Here is an 18,365-nt window from a genome sequence, read left to right as displayed (position 1 = left end):
CATTGCTAATGCCCCCACGCCAACAGCGCCGCTTCGGCTTGATCGGGCGCTGACTTGATGCGCAAGACCGTCTGCCGTGTTAGGTCCGATGCCTTGGCAATGGCAGATGCTCCAGCGCCACCTGCGAGCATATCCAGCACCAGTTGATACTGGCTTCGGTCATAGGTTGGCTTGCGGCCACGGTACTTCGTATCCTTCGCCCTGGCGTGAGCTATACCCGCGCGCTGCGCTTCTTTCGTTGCCTCCGCTTGTGCCTGAGCAGTTGCCGCCATGAACGCAATGAGCGCATCCCGTACTGCTTGCTGAATGGGGTCCGTAGTAGCGCCATCGAATGTCACGTTGTTAATCACGGTTCGAATGGTAACGCCCTTGCGCATGAACTCCCTGATCGCATCGCAGACATCTTGGTAGTTTCGGCCGAGCCGATCCACCCATCGCACCACCAGCGTGTCACCCTTGCGTAGCATATCGTAGAGGCGCCGACCTTCCGCGCGCTCTCTAAGTAGGGTGTTCAAGCCGGAACTACCGCGGTCGGCAATCACAGTGTCAATCTCGAAGCCAGCGTTCCTGGCCTGCGTCTCTTGATGCTCAATGGTTTGATCAGCTGTGGAAACTCTGGCGTAAAGGATAACGGACATCATAGACTCCCATATGTACGTTAGGGTTATGTCCGTATATATGACTGTCCGTTGATCGATGTCAACCCTTACGTACACCTCGATGTAAGCCGGATCGTATGCCCGCTAGGGTATAGCCTAACGGACGCAACCCCTATAGAAACCTTACAAGATCGGCTGAGTCGCCGGCCACTAGGACTGTTACCAAGGTCGGTATTTAATATAGCATTGTAGCCGAAGCTATATAGTGAGTGCCTGATAGGCATAGCCAGATGCATAACATGGCGGAGCGTTAGCGACCCATGGATTAAAGTAATAGATTAGATACTATTATAGTATCCTATTTATATTAGTATATCTAATACCTAACATAGTGGTCTATATAGTTTATCTATCATAGCAGTGTACCTTATGGCAGCTCCGATAGTGTACACTGTACTATCTCTATCTATATACCACATACACTACATAGTACCTAGCTATAATATAGTATTGGTATCTCAGTATCTATCCACATCGTCGCTATATCAGTGTCTAGATATTAATACAAGTATCTTCCTAATCTATGTATTATGTTCCCATCTTCGATGGATAAGGCTCAAACTGATACCATTTAATCTGTGCATAGCTTCACGCCATGTACATCATAGTCCAATCATCATAGCTATTCGTCATAGCCGTATTCAGAATATGCGGCTATATATTCCACATAGGGAGCAATTAGCTTGCCGTTCATAGCCCCCATCATACCTGTATGATCTCAACCGAGTTGTGATTTAAACCATCCGGCAGAGGGCTACCTAGGCCCATACGCGTATTACCCCAGCTCGTAGCTCCGAACACGAATGAGGTTTCCAATCGCAGTGGCAACTGCGTAGACAAATCCTGGCAACCCGATGGGGGAAGTTGCGCCTATGACTAAGATGAAAACCCTCGCGAAAAATTTCGTCGTTTGTGGCTTTACGCACATCGAGCTCCGGCCTCTAAAGGGAGGCCAGCACTGAAAACAACGGGTCTCATGGCCCCTTTTAGAACTTAGACCAACATAGAAAATACCCATAGATTGACTCTAGCTAGATAGAAGCGGCGATATGTACATACACAATAGTACTAAATGGAATAACGAGACAGAAACGATACTGATCGCAATATAAGTTTCATACCAACGCAGTAGATTTGTCTTTTTCAATTCTTGCCGCTTCATCTTCATAGCATATAGCTCGATCTCAATCTGCTCTTTACGATAGCTTAGCCAAGCCAAAGCTCCCCCAATCAGCAAAGTTAGGCAGATTGTAGCCAGCAATAAATTCATGGCGAAGATCGCCCAACTCGCCATCTTAGCAACTTCTGCTGAGACGCCCCTACTAAGAAAATCCTTTACGACCGCAAACTCTCCTGCAAACAGTACAACAATGACGGCCTGATACAGAGCAGCAATCTTAAACGTTGTTTCGTTTAGTGCTTTTTTCTGATCAAGTATGTACTTATAGCGCTCTAGAAGAAACTCACCTGCACTGTCTGACACTCTGCAACCTCCACACGGCTAGAATGGAAAATCATCCGCAGATTTTTGATCTCGGCGGTCCCAAGCAAACGGATTGAAACTCCTCACCTTTGTCATAAGAGCAGCGTTTGCGAAGCCATCATTGTCATTGAGGTACAAGCGCAGATCCTCAAACAAGTCGCCCTCTGTAGCTCGGCCAACGAGCTCAGGGGTAACTAAATCCCATGAGACGCTTAAATTAATCAGATATTCGAGGACGAGAAAGTATACAGCAAGAGAGCGCTGCTTCTCTACGTCGGCGCGATCTTGCTTGTTATATAACCATAAAGATAGAGGCTCATTCGGCACGAGGTAACGCTCCCGATTGGCAACAAAGCTACCATAGGCATCCAAGCCTGTAGCCTTGACGTGCGGGCCTGGAACGTTGATACCACCGATGGCTGTAGATCTGCCACCTCTAACACGTTCCCTAACCGTCGCTAGGGCTCTCCAAAACTTAACGTCTCTGGTACCAAGTTGCTCGAAGAGCTTCGTACTTGAGAGCCACAGATCTCCGTTACGCTCTCGCTTAATCCATCTCAGCTCGATTTGGCGAGCTTCCTCCGAAGCCCTAATCTCAGTCACCTCAAAATTTCTCTTTATATTATCCTCAACGTATTGCGAAGTATTGAGATTACATACTATAGGCCCAAGCTTGCCAGTAGCCTTGTTCCCAAGGATTGACAGGATATTCTGGGCAGTAATGTCTGCCGGCGCCTCTCTGACGAAATACTCTATCGATCGATATAGGGAAGACTCAACAGTCCAGAACTCCTTTAGCTCAGCTATACTCTTGAACGATACATTCTGCCGCTTGTCCATATCCTCTAACAGGACGAGAGGGACCTCAGACATAGCTTCGATTAAGAGCGCAGGCTTGGAGGCGGCGCCAAGCTGTCCCGTAAGTGGGGCCGCAATAAACGGAGCAACGCCTACCGCACGGGAAAGGGAGTGGCTTTCAGTAGATGAGAGCCGGGCTATCTCATCCGTAATATGATGAGAGTACAATGAGTAAATCGTCTCGAGCATTTGGCGCTGCTCATTTGTATCCTCAAGTGCAGACCGTGCAACATTGGTTCTCGGGGCTTGAGGTCCTATTGCGTCTGCAATCGCCAAAATACTTCGGGCTCGAAAGCCCGGGGTGGTTTGCTCTACGGCAACGCCCTCTACACACGTTGCTATAGGAATAAAAATATCGTCGTCAGGTCGCCGGTCTCGCGATATCTCGACAAAGCCCCAGTCTTGGAATAGCTCATCCTTAGCAACCGCAAAAGCCAATTTCACGCCGGATTGCTCGAACTGCTTCACCTTGTATTCCCGCTTGTAGCCCGTCCGCGCGACCGATGTGGCCTCGATATAAGCGCTGAGCGCTTCCTTTGGCTCTACGTAACCAATCTGGACCGGCTCGTCGCTGTCGATAGTCACACGCACCCTACATCGTGGGAACATCAGCCATGATCTTGCGACCATCAACACATCACCGACATCAGCCGTAGGTCGCAAAATCAATCTCACGGACGTCCCATGGGGCAACATAGGAAGCTGCGGTCGGTCCGATATCTTATTCAGAAGTTTTATCAGGTACTTCCCATGAACCGACCTTAAGGCGATGCGTCTCGCGTCTTCCTCGTCTTCACTACAGGTTGTGATCTCCACATCATCCGAAACCATGAAAGCGGATAGGACGCCGATCCCAAAGCGACTGATTGAATGGAACCCCGGATGTTTTTCTTTAAATTTCGGATCTTGATACCTAGAGGAGCCCACCTTTAATAGATGGCTCTCTATTACCTCCTGCGACATACCTGTGCCATTGTCAGTAACAGTCAAAGATCTTTTAGCGCTGTCCCACACTATATCGACCTGACCGTACTCCGCAGACGAATTCTTATCGATGTCGGCCTGCAATCTCACTGCGTCTAAAGCATTCTGCGTCAGCTCCCTGAGCACTACTTTAGTGTCATTATAAAGTGTATGTCCGGTAAGAAGATCAAGTATCTTATGTTGATCTAGCTCAAACTCAAATGAGTCAGTCAAAAATCCTTCGGTGTCTATGTACTTTAGATCAATTTCTCTCCATGGAAATAGGTAATTTCTTATAACGTCTTTTGACGATTTCTGTATGGCGATATAGGATCGCGTCAGTTCAATTTGCGCATACCTCAAATAACTTGTAAGTCCAAAAAATCCGTCGGGTTCTTTAAAGGTTGCGTGCACCTCTACGGTATCCGACAGCGCGGTCTCGCTAACATGTCCGTCTCTGTCTCGACCGAGCGCCGGGCGCACTGTCCGTACCGCATTCTGCTTCTGCCACTCAGTCTGGCTATTTGGATCACCGGGGTTTACTAATTGGTATAGAACGCTAGGGGCTCTCCTGCGAGTGATTTGCAGGAGGTCTACGGTTCTTAATATCACGGCGCAGTATTGGAGATTCGCAGTTTCCTCGGGTCCTCCGTAGGGCTGGGAAAGCTTGTAAGTATTTATATCATCAATATTTCCTTGAGTGTGGCTTTCACACAGAAGTGCCAAGTCCTTCTTTATGGTCAAATCAAGATTGCCTAAAAGATCATGGATCACGGACCTCATCTGTTCGGTTGATTTTCCATCATCTAGGGCGGAACCGTCCAACCATGCACGCACCCGCTTGCCATGCGTGTATCTAACAAAGTCCTGATACCGTAAGCGATCCGCCAAATCGGACGACATTTGAGACAGACGAGCATTGTAATCTTTATATTTTTCAGCCGAAATAACCGGATTAGCCAGGTAGTTCTTATAGTCCGTATTGTTAAATCGATTTTCAAATTCGTTCTTAGTTATCAATAGACCTATATCATGGAAATATACCGAAAGAACCAGTAGTATCCAATCAGCAGGAGTCATCGATTCTTTTGTATCGTTCGGTATTATCCAATCCAGCGTTTTTAGCATGTCGTATACATGGGAGAAACTATGGTCTGTGTAGTCATAAAAGAATCCAGATGACTTCCAGTCATTTAGAATCGATTGTACGTGCTCTCTAATCTTGTGAAGATTGACTGGAAACGCCGATAGTTTTGTTGCGGCATCTGCACGCTGCTCTGCGCTTGTCAGTTGGATGTCCACTGCTTGCCCCCGGTACCAGCGGCTTAAGCCGCAATCTGTTCTTACCTACTATGGTCTCGTATCGATCGAATTTCGTCAAATCCCATCTGTAATTTTGAAGGCCAGCTTGGCGGCTAGTTTGCATAGTTGAGCGAGCAATGACAGCACCTATGCCAATCCGACCTAGGCGACTGGCCCGCTCCGATCACCCTGCCGACTGCGACCCTTTGTTGATCAGTATGGCCTTTACAATATCAACCGTACCGTTTGCCTCGATTCGGCATAGCTGGTATGAGGAGACACTAGAGGGAGGCATTTTGTCTCCCGTCCTTGCCAGTATGCCCGGTAGCATTGGGCTTCAAGACGATGGTGGGTAGCCCTGTCACGCCCACCATCCAATACCAGACGAACGCCGAGTTTCCGCTGGCCAAGCATCCAAAGGCCAGCTCAGCCCTGCTTTTCCTTGTAGAGCAGCAATTCAGGCCGGTATTCGAAATGCATGGTGTCGTAGTGATACCAGCGCCCACCCCAGATAAAACCCTGCCTTTCAAACAGCGTGACGATTGATAAGGGAATGCGGTTCTTGAACGGGATCCGGCCCTTGCTGTCGGGCTTGTTCCAGAACCAATAGTCGGAATAACCGACATTGATGTCGAACGCGGCCCCGAAGGAATGGACGCTGAGTTGATCCGTGCCGGCGATGACCCGCCAATTGAAACCGCCGCCCGGTTTGAGGCCGAAGCGGCTCATGTCGGCGGGCAACTCCTGCAAGGCATTCGAGATTTTGGCGAGGCGCTCGTCAACACCGAAGAGTGAGGTTATCCGAACCGGATACTTGCCCAGTTTGGGCAGCCACTTGACGGTCGTTAAATGATGGCCGACCGCCGCGGCACTGGCCCCATAGAGTTTTTTGAAAAAAGCCTCGTTGCGAATCCGCCCCGGATCGAAATCCACGTCAGGGACAAGGTCTCCGGCACTGGCTGTCGGATAAACGTAGTGGAACATGTCCTCGATATCGGGGGACTTGATCAACTCCTCGGGCGTGCATGCCTTGCCATCATCCCACACCATCGTGGCACCATGCGACCACATCACTGTATTGCCCGAGACGGTAAAAAGGCCGGGGTAAGCTTCGAGCAGCGCAGCCTTGGCGTCAGCCTGATCGACGCCATCACCGCCTTGCGCGGCTGACATGGGGATCGCCGCCATCAAAACCACGAAAACGATGGAAATCCTTGGCTTCATCGCCAGCATGGCCCCCGAAATCGCACGCCTACCCTTTCGATCATAAACGAAAAGGGAATGTGGATCAGGGCACGAGCCTACATCTATTCCGAGACGCCTGCGACGGCACACAAACCTCTCATCCTGGCCACCGCCAGCTCCGGATCGGCCAGCAAACCGGCCTGGTCGGCAAGGCGGAAGACATCGGCATAGTGACGGATACCGCGCGCCGACTGCATGCCGCCGACCATGGCGAAATGGTCCTGATGGCCGTTCAACCAGGCCATGAAGACGATGCCGGCCTTGTAGTATTCGGTCGGCGCCTCGAAGATTTTTCGCGATAGCGGCACTGTCGGCGCCATCAGCGCGTCATAGCCGGCACGGTCGCCGTCCGCCAGCTTCGCCAGTGCCGCATTGGCGACCGGCGCGATCGCATCGAAAATGCCGAGCAGCGCGTGCGAGTGCCTCCTGCTGTCGCCGGCGATCAGCTCGGGATAGTTGAAGTCGTCGCCGGTGAACATGACGACGCCGTCCGGCAGCCGGTTCCTGAGCGCGACCTCCTTGCCGGCATCGAGCAGCGAGATTTTTATCCCTTCCACTTTGCCGGCATGGCGTTCGATGATGGCGACGACTGTGTCGAGCGCGGCCTCGAAATCGCTGCTGCCCCAGTAACCTTTCAGTGCCGGATCGAACATGTCGCCCAGCCAGTGCAGGATGACTTTTCCGGACGCCTGGCTCAGGATCCGGTCGTAGACACGGGCATAGTCGTCCGGACCCTTGGCGACAGCCGCCAGGGCGCGGCTGGCCATCATGATCGCCTTGCCGCCCTGCCCTTCGATGAAAGCGAATTGCTGCTCGTAGGCCGCGATGACATCGTCGAGCGTCCGGGCGGCGCTAGGCGCCAGATGGTCTGTGCCGGCACCCGAAGCGAGATCGGCGCCTTCGACGGTGCGCGCTTCAGCGATCGAACGGCGGATCAACTCCTGCGCATTTGTCCAGTCGAAACCCATGCCGCGTTGCGAGGTATCCATCGCCTCGGCGATGCGGAAGCCGAGCCGCCACAGGTGATGACGAAACGCCATCGTCCTGTCCCAGTCGACCACCGGCTTCGACCACGGATCGGTCATCGCAAGCGGATCGGCAACGACATGGGCTGCAGCATAGGCGATGCGCGAAAACCGCGCGCCGACCACCGGCTGCACCGGTTGGCCGACCAGCGCATAGCGGGTGCTGCGGCCACCCTCACCAGGCAAGACAATGTCCATCGTTCTCTCCCTATCGTCGTGCCTATAAATGGAACGTTCCAATAAATCAAGAACCTTTACGATTCGTCGTTCATTCGCGGAAAAAATGCTGCGCCGCAACACAGAAAGCCTTATAGAGTGGGCTTGCAGGCCTTATCATGTCAATTCTTCGAAATTCGGAAAGAACCCCAATTGACTCCGAATGGGAGTAGTGATTAGAACGTTCCAATAGATCGACGTTGGAAAGCGGGAGGATGCATCTGGATGGCCAGCCGGGCCAAGGCAACGATATTCGACATCGCCCGCGAGGCAGGCGTGTCCAAATCGACGGTGTCGCTCGTGCTCCAGGGCAGCGGGCTGATCCGGCCTGAGACCGCGGTCAAGGTTCGCAAGGCGATCGAGGATGTCGGTTACGTCTACAACCGTGGCGCCGCCAATCTGCGCAAGGCTCACTCCAACGTCATCGGCATGGTCATCAACGATCTCACCAATCCCTTTTTCGCCGAACTGGCGGTCGGCATGGAGCGCGTCTTCCAGTCGGCCGGCATCGTGCCTTTCATCGCCAACACGGCGGAGAATCCGGTGCGCCAGGAAGAGGTGCTGAAATCTCTCATGGAACAAGGCGTCGCCGGCCTCATCGTGTCGCCGGCGCGCGGCACCACGCCGGGCGCTTTCCGTCGCCTGGAGATGGCGGGCGTTCCGGTCGTCTTCGCCATGCGCCGGCTGCCCGAAAGCCGCATTCCGGTGATCACGCCCGACAATCATCGCGGCGCCTACCTGGCCGCCGCCCATCTCATCGGCAAAGGACATCGCCGGCTGGCCTTCTTCGGCGGCTCGGCCGACCTCGTGGTCTATCAAGAGCGGCTGGGCGGCTTTCGCGAAGCCTGCGAGACGCTTGGCATCGCCGCCCGCGACATCACCGTGATCGAAGGCGAGACCAGCCGCAGGGGCGGCATCGCCTGCCTGGATACCGCTCTCGCAACATCCGAACCGCCCACCGCGGCACTGTGTTTCAACGATGCGGTCGCCTTCGGCGTCATGCTGGCGCTGCGCAAGCGTGGGCTTGAGCCCGGACCGGATTTCGCCGTCGTCGGCTTCGACGACGTGGTCGAGGCCGAGCACTACATGCCGGCCTTGACCAGCGTTTCGGTGGACACGGCCGGCCTCGGCGAACGTGCCGCCCATGTCATGCTCAAGATGATCCAGTCGCGCACGACGCGGGCCGAAGATCATATCGGTGCGGTCAATCTGGTGATCAGGGAAAGCTGCGGCCCGGATCGCCGCGCCCGAAACAGGCCCGCAGGAATGGGGGACGCGGCATGAGCGTCAGATGGGGCTTGGTCGGCGCCAGCACGATCGCCAGACAGTTCATGATCAACGCCATCCGCGCGCAAGGCGATGGCGAGATCGCGGCGGTGATGAGTTCCAGTCAGGAGCGCGCCACGGCCTATGCCGCGGAGAACAACATCCCGCTGGCTGTTTCGACGCTTGATGCTCTGCTCGGCGCCGACATCGACGCGGTCTACATCTCGACCACCAACGAACTGCATCTCGAGCAGGCTTTGGCCGCCACCAAGGCGGGAAAACATGTGTTGTGCGAAAAGCCGCTGGCGCTGACCAGCGACGACGCGCGCACAATGGTCGCCACGGCAAAAGCCGCCGGCGTCGTGCTCGGCACCAACCACCATCTGCGCAATGCCGGCGCGCACCGCGCCATGCGTGACGCGATCGCAGCCGGCCGTATCGGCAAGCCGATCGCCGCGCGCGTCTTCCATGCCGTCTACCTGCCGGAAAACCTGCAGGGCTGGCGCATCACGAAACCTGAGGCAGGCGGCGGCGTGGTGCTCGACATCACGGTGCACGATGCTGACACGCTGCGCTTCGTGCTCGGCGACGATCCCATCGAAGTCTCGGCCTTCACGCAGTCAGCCGGCATGGCCGGCAGCGGGCTGGAAGACGGCGCCATGTGCATCTGGCGCTTCAAGTCGGGCGTCATCGCCCAGTCGCATGAAGGCTTCACCACCAAATTCGCCGACACCGGTTTCGAGGTGCATGGCTCGGAGGGCTCGCTTATCGCCAGGAATGTGATGACGCAGAAGCCGGTCGGCTCAGTAACCTTGCGCACGGCAAAAGGCGAAGAGGAACTAAGCTTCGACCGCGAGGACCTTTATTCCCGGTCGCTGCGTCAGTTCCATGCCGCGATCCGCGGTGAAGGCCAACCTTCCGCCACCGGCGAGGACGGCATCTGGTCGCTCACTGCCGCCGAAGCGGCCCTGCAATCGGCCAGTTCCGGCAAGGCCGTCAAGATCGACCCGAAACTCGGGAGCATGAATTGAGCAAGGTCGTTTCCGCTGCTGAAGCCGCAGGCCTGATCAGGGATGGCATGGTCGTATCCGTGTCGTCGTCGAGCGGTCTCGGCTGTCCGGACGCGGTGCTGGCCGCCATTGGCGAGCGCTTCGACAGCGAAGGCCATCCGAAGAATATCACCACGCTGCACCCGATCGCCGCCGGCGACATGTATGGCATCAAAGGCATCGACCATCTGGCCAAGCCTGGCCTGTTGAAGCGCACTCTGTGCGGCTCCTATCCGTCGGGCCCCTCCTCGTCCGAGCCGCCGCAGATCTGGAAGATGATCGGCGACAATTCGGTTGCCGCCTACAATGTGCCGTCGGGTATATTGTTCGACATGCACCGCGAGGCCGCCGCCAAACGGCCGGGCGTGCTGACCAAGGTCGGCCTCGACACCTTCGCCGACCCCCGCCACCAGGGCTGCGCCATGAACGCGGCCGCCAGCGAGCCGATCGTTTCGGTGCAGCAGTTCGACGGCGAGGAATGGCTCTATTTCCGCTCGATCGTGCCGCAGGTCTCGATCATCCGCGCCACAACGGCCGACGAGCGCGGCAACCTCACCTACGAGCATGAGGGCGCCTATCTTGGCGGCCTGGAGCAGGCGCTCGCCGCCCGCAACAATGGCGGCGTCGTCATTGCCCAGGTCAAGCGCGTCGTCGAGAACGGCACGCTGAAGCCGCATGATGTGCGCGTGCCCGGCGTGCTGGTCGACCACATCGTCGTCGCGCCCGACCAGTTGCAGACGACGCTGACGCCCTATGATCCGGCAATCTCGGGCGAGGTCTTCCGGCCGCTGTCTAGCTTCCGCAATGCCGAAATGAACGTACAGAAGGTGATCGCGCGCCGCGTCGCCTTGGAACTCCGCGACGGCATGGCCGTCAACATCGGTTTCGGCATCTCGGCCAATGTGCCGCGCATCCTCCTCGAGGAAGGCCAGCACGGCAAGGTCACCTGGGTGATCGAACAGGGTGCCGTCGGTGGCGTGCCGCTGCTCGACTTCAAGTTCGGCTGCGCCTCCAACGCCGAGGCGATCATGCCCTCGCCGCACCAGTTCATCTATTTCCAGGCCGGCGGCTTCGACGCGTCGCTGCTGTCCTTCCTGCAGATCGACCGCCACGGCTCGGTCAACGTCTCGAAACTGTCGGCACGGCCGCATGTCACCGCCGGTGCCGGCGGCTTTGTCGACATCACCGCGCGGGCAAGGAAGATCGTCTTCTCGGGCTTCTTCAACGCCGGGGCGAAACTCTCCTTGGCCGATGGCGGCATCCGAATCGACCAAGAGGGCAAGGTCAAGAAGGTGGTCAACGAGGTCGAGCACATCTCCTTCTCGGGCAAACGCGCAGTCGCGCAGGGACAGGACATCACCTATGTCACCGAGCGCTGCGTGATGAAGCTGACGCCGGAGGGTCTGGTCGTCACCGAACTCGCACCCGGCATCGACCTGCAGCGCGACGTGCTGGCCCAGGCCGAGATCCCCCTCGGTGTCGCCGAGGACCTCAAGACGACACCGGCGGCGCTCTACCTGGACCAGCCGATCGGGCTGTCGCTGAATGGCGGCGCCTCGCTTGGAGGCGCGAATGGCTGAGCGTCTTGTCACCTTCGAGCAGGACGGCGCCATCGGCATCGTCACCTTGTGCCGGCCGGAGAAATTCAACGCGCTGGATATTCCGATGCTACGCGCGCTGGAGGCAGCGCTGGACGAAGCGGAGATGGCGGAAGGCGTTCGTGTCGTGCTGCTGCGCGGCGAAGGCAAGGGCTTTTGCGCCGGCGGCGATGTCGAGGCGTGGGCGCAGATGAGTGCCGCCGACTTCCAAGTGCAATGGGTGCGCTACGGCCATCGTGTCTTCGACCGGCTGGCGCGGTTGCGGCAACCGACCATCGCCGTGCTGTCGGGCCATGCGCTGGGCGGCGGGCTGGAACTGGCGGTCGCCTGCGACTTCCGCGTGGCGGAGACACAGGTGAAATTGGGCTTCCCCGAAACCTCGATCGGCGTCGTCCCCGGCTGGTCCGGCACGCAACGCGCGGTGCGCCGCTTCGGCGCGCAGACAGTGCGGCGTATGGCGCTGGGCGGCGAGATTCTGCTCGCTCCCGAAGCGGTGGCGCTCGGCGTGGTCGACCGGGTGGTCGCAACCGGCAGTGGCCTGACCGAAGCCAAGGCGTGGGCCGAAAAGATCGCCGAGCGCGGCCCGCTGGCGACGGAAGCCGCCAAGCTGATGATCGCGATCGCCGAAGGCGAGGAAAGTGCAGCGGCGACGGAAGCGCTGGCCAGCGGCTTCATCACCCTGACCGGCGATCTCAAGGCCGGCGTCGGCGCTTTCAAGACCAAGCAAAAACCAGCATTTTCAAGATCGTGAGGATTACACAGTTAGATGAACGCCCCTCTCAACATCATCATGCCCGCCGAGGCATCCACAGCGCCAAGAACCTATCGGCTGCTGATCGACGGCAAACATGTCGATGCCCGCGATGGCCGCACGCTGGAACGCAAGAGCCCTGGCCACGGCTTCACCGTCTCGCACTATGCACAGGCCGGCGAAGCCGAAGTAGAAGCCGCGGTGCAAGCCGCGCACAAGGCGTTCGAGACAGGCCCATGGCCGCGCATGAAGGCGGCCGAGCGCGCCGCGATCCTGCTCAAGACGGCCGACCTGATAGAGACGCGGCTGGAGGAGATCGCCCGGCTCGACGCACTGGAATCCGGCAAGCCGATCGCCCAGGCGCGCGGCGAAATTGGTGGTGCTGTCGACATCTGGCGCTATGCCGCCTCGCTCGCCCGCACCCTGCACGGCGAATCCTACGCCAATCTCGGCGACGCCATGCTTGGCGTGGTGCTGCGCGAGCCGATCGGCGTCGTCTCGATCATCACGCCATGGAATTTCCCTTTCCTCATCGTCAGTCAGAAACTGCCCTTCGCGCTCGCCGCCGGGTGCACGGCGGTGGTCAAGCCGAGCGAAATGACCTCGGCCTCGACCTTTGTTCTCGGTGACATCCTGATGCAGGCCGGCCTGCCCGCCGGCGTCGTCAACATCCTCGCCGGTCTTGGCGCCGATGTCGGCGCGCCGATGGTCAGCCATCCCCTGGTCGAAATGGTCTCGTTCACCGGCTCCACCCGCGTCGGCAAGATGACCATGGCCTCGGCCGCGCAGTCGCTGAAGAAAGTCTCGATGGAGCTCGGCGGCAAGAACGGCCAGATCGTCTTTCCAGACGCGGACCTCGAAGCGGCCGCCGACGCTGCCGTGTTCGGCGGCTTCTTCAATGCCGGCGAATGCTGCAATGCCGGCAGCCGGCTGATCGTGCACAAGGCTATCGCCGATGATTTTCTCGGCGCGGTCAAGGCGCTCACCGCCCGGGTGACGGTCGGCGATCCGCTCGACGACAACACCAAGGTCGGCGCGATGATCTCGTCCGACCATCTGGCCAAGGTAGCCGGCTACGTTACGGCAGCGGCGAGCGACGGCAGCAGTGTCTACAGCGGCGGCAAACAGCTGGCCTCGAATGCCGGCCAGTACCTTGATCCCACCATCATCCGCGGCGTCACCGAAGATATGGCCATCGCGCGCGAAGAAGTGTTCGGCCCGGTGCTCTCGGTGCTGACTTTTGAATCGATTGATAAGGCGTTGCACATCGCCAACAACACGCCCTATGGTTTGTCCGCGGGCGTATGGAGCGCCAACATCGACACCTGCATGTCGGTGGCGCGGAATGTGCGTTCGGGAACCGTCTGGGTGAACACGTTCATGGAAGGTTATCCCGAACTGCCATTCGGAGGCTACAAGCAGTCCGGTCTCGGACGCGAACTCGGCAAACGCGCCGTCGAGGATTATACCGAAGAAAAGACAATCCAGTTTCATCGCGGCCAGCGCACCGGGTGGTGGGTCGGCTGAGTTGGGAAGAACCCGGCGGGCATCCGCCGGTCGTGTAGATGCAACAAGGGAGGAAGTACATGTTGCGCAAATTGCTTATCGGAACGGCCCTCGCATCGGGCTTTGCTTTCGCGGCCCATGCCGAGGACGTCAAGGAAGTGCAGATGCTGCATTGGTGGACGTCGGGCGGCGAAGCGGCTGCCCTCAACGTGCTCAAGCAGGACCTTGCCAAGGAAGGCTATGCCTGGAAGGACGTGCCGGTGGCCGGCGGTGGCGGTGACCCCGCAATGGTTGCGCTGAAGGCAATGGTGGCTGCAGGCAATCCGCCGACGGCTTCTCAGATGCTCGGCTACACCGCGCTCGACTATGCGGCGGCCGGCAAGATGGGCGATATCACCGCCATCGCCGTCAAAGAGGGCTGGGACAAGGTTGTTCCCGCGGCGCTGCAGAAGTTTACCGTCTATGACGGCAAATGGGTCGCGGTGCCCGTCAACGTCCATTCGGTCAACTGGTTGTGGATCAACAAGGCGGTGATGGACAAGATCGGCGGCACCGAGCCGAAGACCTTCGACGACCTTATTGCGCTGCTCGATAAGGCCAAGGCGGCCGGCGTCATTCCACTCGCCCTGGGTGGCCAGAACTGGCAGGAAGCCACCATGTTCGACTCGGTCGTGCTGTCGACCGGCGGACCTGAGTTCTACAAGAAGGCCTTCAACGACCTCGACGATGCATCGCTGAAGTCCGACACGATGAAGAAGTCGTTCGACAACCTCGCCAAGCTCGTCACCTATGTCGACCCGAACTTCTCGGGCCGCGACTGGAACCTCGCCACAGCCATGGTCATCAAGGGGGATGCCCTGGTTCAAGTCATGGGCGATTGGGCCAAGGGCGAGTTCCACGCCGCCAACAAGACCCCGGGTACCGATTTCCTTTGCTACCGCTTCCCGGGCACCGACGGCAGCGTCGTCTACAATTCCGACGTGTTCGGCATGTTCGACGTATCTGACGACCGCAAGGCCGCCCAAGCGGCACTTGCCACCGCCACTTTGTCGAAGAGCTTCCAGTCGGCCTTCAACGTCGTCAAGGGCTCGGTTCCGGCCCGCACCGACGTTCCGGACACCGACTTCGACGCCTGCGGCAAGAAGGGCATCGCCGACCTTAAGGCCGCCAACGAGAAGGGCACGTTGTTCGGTTCGCTGGCCCAGGGCTATGGCGCCCCGCCCGCGATCGCCAATGCCTACAAGGATGTCGTGACCAAGTTCGTCCACGGCCAGATCAAGACCTCGGACGAGGCCGTGACCGAGCTGGTCAAGGCGATCGACGACGCCAAGTAAGCGCCACACACCAAAAACGCCTTCCCCGCCCCGGCGGGGAAGGCTCCGATCCGCGAACCTGGTTGGCCTCGCGTCGACGGGAGGAGCCCTATGAGCACGGTAGCGACAAGCCAGATCAAGCTGACGCCGGAGCACGCCCGTCCGCGCGCCTCGGTGCGCTCGCGCCTGCAGGATGCCCTGCCGAAGATCGTGCTGGCGCCGAGCTTCGCCATCACCATTATCTTCGTCTACGGCTTCATTCTGTGGACGATCTATCTGTCCTTCACCAATTCCAAGACCTTCCCGTCCTATGTCATCACTGGCTCGCGCGCCTATCGGCGGCTGTGGGGCTGGACCTTCGACACCGACCCGCCATCGAGCTGGTACACGTCGATCACCAACATGGGCATTTTCGGCTTTCTCTACATCTTCATCTGCCTGGCGCTCGGCCTATCCCTGGCCATCCTGCTTGACCAGAAGATCCGCGGCGAAGGCGTGCTGCGGCCGATCTATCTCTACCCGATGGCGCTGTCCTTCATCGTCACCGGTGTCGCCTGGAAGTGGTTCCTCGATCCTGGCCTCGGCCTCGAGCAGACCTTGCATCAATGGGGCTGGACGAGCTTCCATTTCGACTGGATCAAGAACAAGGACTTCGTCATCTACACCGTGGTCATTGCCGGCGTCTGGCAGGCCTCCGGCTTCATCATGGCGATGTTTTTGGCCGGCCTGCGCGGCATCGACGGGGAGATCATGAAGGCGGCGCAGATCGATGGCGCCACCACCTTCCAGCTCTATCGCCGCATCGTCATCCCGCTGCTGCGACCGATCTTTCTGTCGGCCTTCATCGTGCTCGCGCACCTTGCCATCAAGTCGTATGATCTTGTCGTGGCGCTGACCAGCGGCGGGCCGGGCGGCTCGGCCTGGCTGCCGTCGAACTTCATGTATGAATACACTTTCAAGCGCAACGAGATGGCCGTCGGCTCGGCCAGCGCCGTGATCATGCTGATGACCATCGTCGCCATCATCGTGCCCTATCTCTATTCGGAACTGCGGGAGAAGCCGCGATGAGCGCCATCACCACGCCCGCCCGTCAACCCTCCGGCGGTGTCAACGCTAGGATCGTCAACCGCATCGTCATCTACGGGCTGCTGGCGCTGTTCGCGCTGTTCTACCTGATGCCGCTGTTCGTCATGCTAGTCACCTCGTTCAAGACCATGGACGAGATCCAGAACGGCAACATGCTGGCGCTGCCACAAGCGCCGACCTTCGAGCCATGGATAAAAGCGTGGAGCGAAGTTTGCTCGGGCCTGACCTGCGTCGGCATGAAGGGCTATTTCTGGAACTCGATCAAGATGGTGGTTCCGGCAGTCATCATCTCGACCCTGCTCGGCGCGCTCAACGGCTATGTGCTGACGAAGTGGCGCTTTCGCGGGGCGACGCTGGTGTTCGGGCTGATGCTGTTTGCCTGCTTCATCCCGTTCCAGTCGGTCCTCTTGCCGATGGCAACGGTCCTCGGCAGCTTCGGCAGGTTCGGCGTCAAGCTGCAGAACGCGACCGGCTTCACCTTCGGCTTCGGCAATCCGACCGTGAACCTGGTATTCGTTCACGTCGTCTACGGCATCGGTTTCACCACCCTGTTCTTCCGCAACTATTACGAGACGTTTCCGAACGAGCTGGTGAAGGCGGCGCAGATCGACGGGGCAAGCTTCTTCCAGATCTTCCGGCGCATCATGCTGCCCAACTCGCTGCCGATCATCGTGGTGACGGTGATCTACCAGTTCACCAACATCTGGAACGACTTCCTGTTCGCCTCCGCCTATGCCGGCTCCGGCGACGTGATGCCGATGACGGTGGCGCTCAACAATGTCGTCAATACCTCGACCGGCGTCGTCGAATACAACGTCAACATGGCAGCCGCGATGATCGCGGCACTGCCCACCCTTCTCGTCTACGTGCTCGCCGGCCGCTATTTCGTGCGCGGTCTGATGGCTGGCGCCGTCAAAGGATAATCTGATGGCTTTTCTGGAAATCAATGGTCTGAAAAAGCGCTTCGGCCAGGTCGAGATCCTCAAGGGGATCGATGTCGAACTCGAGAAAGGCGGCTTCCTGGTGCTCGTCGGGCCGTCCGGCTGCGGCAAGTCCACGCTTCTGAACACCATCGCGGGCCTGGAGACGATCACCTCGGGCGAAATCCGTGTCGAAGGCCGCGCCATCAACGATCTGCATCCGTCCAAGCGCGACATCGCCATGGTCTTCCAGAGCTATGCGCTCTATCCGAACATGACGGTGGCCGGAAACATCTCCTTCGGCATGGAGATGCGTGGCGTGCCGGCGGCAGAGCGCCAGCAGGCCATCGACAAGGTGGCCAAGGTGCTGCAGATCGGCCACCTCCTGCAGCGCAAGCCAAGCCAGCTTTCCGGCGGCCAGCGCCAGCGGGTTGCCATGGGCCGGGCGCTGGTGCGCGACCCCAAACTGTTCCTGTTCGACGAGCCGTTGTCCAACCTCGACGCCAAGCTGCGTGTCGACATGCGCATCGAGATCAAGCGCCTGCATGCCACCACCGGCACCACCATCGTCTATGTCACCCACGACCAGATCGAGGCGATGACGCTGGCGACCAAGATCGCCGTCATGCGCGACGGCGAAGTGCAACAGTTCGGCACCCCGGCCGAGATCTACAACAACCCGACCAATCTCTTCGTCGCCGACTTCATGGGTTCCCCGGCAATGAACCTGATCCCGGCGACGATCGGCACCAACGGCAACGCGCTGTCCGTCGTGCTGCAGCGCGAGGCACGCGAGCCGATCTCGCTGCCGATGGCCAACGCGCCGACGGGCCTGTCTGCATTTCAGGGCAAGCCGATCATCTTCGGTGTCCGCCCCGAAGCTCTGACCGATCCGGAAGGCGCCGAGCGCAATGCCTCGAACATAGCCACCGCCGACTGCTTTATCGAGGTGGTGGAGCCGGCAGGCTCCGACACCTTCGCCGTCACCAATCTCGGTGGCAAGGGCGTAGTGGCGCGGCTGCGCGCCGACGCCAACATCCAGCCCGGGACCAACACGCCGCTCGCCTTCAATCTGACCAAGGCGGTGTTCTTCGATCCGGCGACCGAAAACCGCATTCTCTGACC

14 protein-coding genes are annotated in these 18,365 nt (G+C 58.4%); 9 read left to right on the top strand and 5 right to left on the bottom strand.

From position 1 onward, the window contains the following. Positions 1-5: 5 nt before the first annotated feature. The 5 genes from AC1DZU_RS15070 to AC1DZU_RS15050 all read right to left on the bottom strand — a co-directional run bounded on the left by AC1DZU_RS15070 (position 6) and on the right by AC1DZU_RS15050 (position 7,733). Positions 6-638 carry a recombinase family protein gene (locus AC1DZU_RS15070; RefSeq protein ID WP_477285860.1) on the bottom strand — a complete coding sequence of 211 codons (633 nt, stop codon included), beginning with the start codon at positions 636-638 and terminating at the stop codon, positions 6-8. Positions 639-1,686: 1,048 nt separating this feature from the next. Next, a complete protein-coding gene (locus AC1DZU_RS15065) occupies positions 1,687-2,142 on the bottom strand; it encodes a hypothetical protein (protein ID WP_477285858.1) in 456 nt (151 codons plus the stop codon). 18 nt (positions 2,143-2,160) lie between these two features. After that, positions 2,161-5,265: an HD domain-containing protein gene (locus AC1DZU_RS15060; RefSeq protein WP_477285856.1), complete on the bottom strand. Its 3,105-nt coding sequence runs from the start codon at positions 5,263-5,265 to the stop codon at positions 2,161-2,163. A 426-nt stretch (positions 5,266-5,691) separates the two neighbouring features. Then, on the bottom strand, positions 5,692-6,498 hold the full coding sequence (locus tag AC1DZU_RS15055) for a M15 family metallopeptidase (RefSeq protein WP_477285854.1): 807 nt from the start codon (positions 6,496-6,498) through the stop codon (positions 5,692-5,694). 74 nt (positions 6,499-6,572) lie between these two features. After that, positions 6,573-7,733 carry a dihydrodipicolinate synthase family protein gene (locus tag AC1DZU_RS15050; RefSeq protein WP_477285852.1) on the bottom strand — a complete coding sequence of 387 codons (1,161 nt, stop codon included), beginning with the start codon at positions 7,731-7,733 and terminating at the stop codon, positions 6,573-6,575. A 243-nt stretch (positions 7,734-7,976) separates the two neighbouring features. On the opposite strand from AC1DZU_RS15050, the gene AC1DZU_RS15045 reads away from it, so the two are divergent. From AC1DZU_RS15045 to AC1DZU_RS15005, 9 genes are all read left to right on the top strand, one after another. After that, the gene (locus tag AC1DZU_RS15045; protein ID WP_184876671.1) at positions 7,977-9,035 is read left to right on the top strand and encodes a LacI family DNA-binding transcriptional regulator; all 1,059 of its coding nucleotides are present in this window, start codon (positions 7,977-7,979) and stop codon (positions 9,033-9,035) included. Beyond that, a complete protein-coding gene (locus tag AC1DZU_RS15040; protein ID WP_477285850.1) occupies positions 9,032-10,048 on the top strand; it encodes a Gfo/Idh/MocA family protein in 1,017 nt (338 codons plus the stop codon). Before AC1DZU_RS15045 ends, AC1DZU_RS15040 begins: the two co-directional genes overlap by 4 nt. Next, a complete protein-coding gene (locus AC1DZU_RS15035) occupies positions 10,045-11,646 on the top strand; it encodes an acyl CoA:acetate/3-ketoacid CoA transferase (RefSeq protein WP_477285848.1) in 1,602 nt (533 codons plus the stop codon). The genes AC1DZU_RS15040 and AC1DZU_RS15035 overlap by 4 nt, the downstream gene beginning before the upstream one ends. Further along, on the top strand, positions 11,639-12,415 hold the full coding sequence (locus AC1DZU_RS15030; protein WP_477285846.1) for an enoyl-CoA hydratase/isomerase family protein: 777 nt from the start codon (positions 11,639-11,641) through the stop codon (positions 12,413-12,415). The genes AC1DZU_RS15035 and AC1DZU_RS15030 overlap by 8 nt, the downstream gene beginning before the upstream one ends. A gap of 15 nt (positions 12,416-12,430) precedes the next feature. Further along, positions 12,431-13,942, top strand: coding sequence for an aldehyde dehydrogenase family protein (locus tag AC1DZU_RS15025; RefSeq protein WP_477285844.1), 1,512 nt, complete (start codon positions 12,431-12,433; stop codon positions 13,940-13,942). Between the two features lie 59 nt (positions 13,943-14,001). Then, entirely contained in the window at positions 14,002-15,255 is a 1,254-nt protein-coding gene (locus AC1DZU_RS15020) for an ABC transporter substrate-binding protein (protein WP_477285842.1), read from the top strand. Positions 15,256-15,345: 90 nt separating this feature from the next. Beyond that, complete coding sequence (locus tag AC1DZU_RS15015) at positions 15,346-16,302, top strand: carbohydrate ABC transporter permease (protein ID WP_477285840.1); 957 nt, start codon at positions 15,346-15,348, stop codon at positions 16,300-16,302. Next, entirely contained in the window at positions 16,299-17,243 is a 945-nt protein-coding gene (locus tag AC1DZU_RS15010) for a carbohydrate ABC transporter permease (protein ID WP_477285839.1), read from the top strand. Before AC1DZU_RS15015 ends, AC1DZU_RS15010 begins: the two co-directional genes overlap by 4 nt. Before the next feature lie 4 nt (positions 17,244-17,247). Continuing rightward, a complete protein-coding gene (locus tag AC1DZU_RS15005) occupies positions 17,248-18,363 on the top strand; it encodes an ABC transporter ATP-binding protein (RefSeq protein ID WP_477285837.1) in 1,116 nt (371 codons plus the stop codon). The last annotated feature ends 2 nt before the right edge of the window (positions 18,364-18,365 follow it).

Source organism: Mesorhizobium sp. P2_A12 (assembly GCF_056405075.1).
This window is presented reverse-complemented; position numbering and strand designations above follow the sequence as displayed.

What these genes read in the sequence shown, in the direction of transcription:
- AC1DZU_RS15070 (WP_477285860.1), bottom strand. Translation starts at nt 638, where the DNA reads ATGTCCGTTATCCTTTACGCCAGAGTTTCCACAGCTGATCAAACCATT.
- AC1DZU_RS15055 (WP_477285854.1), bottom strand. Translation starts at nt 6,498, where the DNA reads ATGCTGGCGATGAAGCCAAGGATTTCCATCGTTTTCGTGGTTTTGATG.
- AC1DZU_RS15050 (WP_477285852.1), bottom strand. Translation starts at nt 7,733, where the DNA reads ATGGACATTGTCTTGCCTGGTGAGGGTGGCCGCAGCACCCGCTATGCG.
- AC1DZU_RS15045 (WP_184876671.1), top strand. Translation starts at nt 7,977, where the DNA reads ATGGCCAGCCGGGCCAAGGCAACGATATTCGACATCGCCCGCGAGGCA.
- AC1DZU_RS15040 (WP_477285850.1), top strand. Translation starts at nt 9,032, where the DNA reads ATGAGCGTCAGATGGGGCTTGGTCGGCGCCAGCACGATCGCCAGACAG.
- AC1DZU_RS15030 (WP_477285846.1), top strand. Translation starts at nt 11,639, where the DNA reads ATGGCTGAGCGTCTTGTCACCTTCGAGCAGGACGGCGCCATCGGCATC.
- AC1DZU_RS15025 (WP_477285844.1), top strand. Translation starts at nt 12,431, where the DNA reads ATGAACGCCCCTCTCAACATCATCATGCCCGCCGAGGCATCCACAGCG.
- AC1DZU_RS15020 (WP_477285842.1), top strand. Translation starts at nt 14,002, where the DNA reads ATGTTGCGCAAATTGCTTATCGGAACGGCCCTCGCATCGGGCTTTGCT.
- AC1DZU_RS15015 (WP_477285840.1), top strand. Translation starts at nt 15,346, where the DNA reads ATGAGCACGGTAGCGACAAGCCAGATCAAGCTGACGCCGGAGCACGCC.
- AC1DZU_RS15010 (WP_477285839.1), top strand. Translation starts at nt 16,299, where the DNA reads ATGAGCGCCATCACCACGCCCGCCCGTCAACCCTCCGGCGGTGTCAAC.
- AC1DZU_RS15005 (WP_477285837.1), top strand. Translation starts at nt 17,248, where the DNA reads ATGGCTTTTCTGGAAATCAATGGTCTGAAAAAGCGCTTCGGCCAGGTC.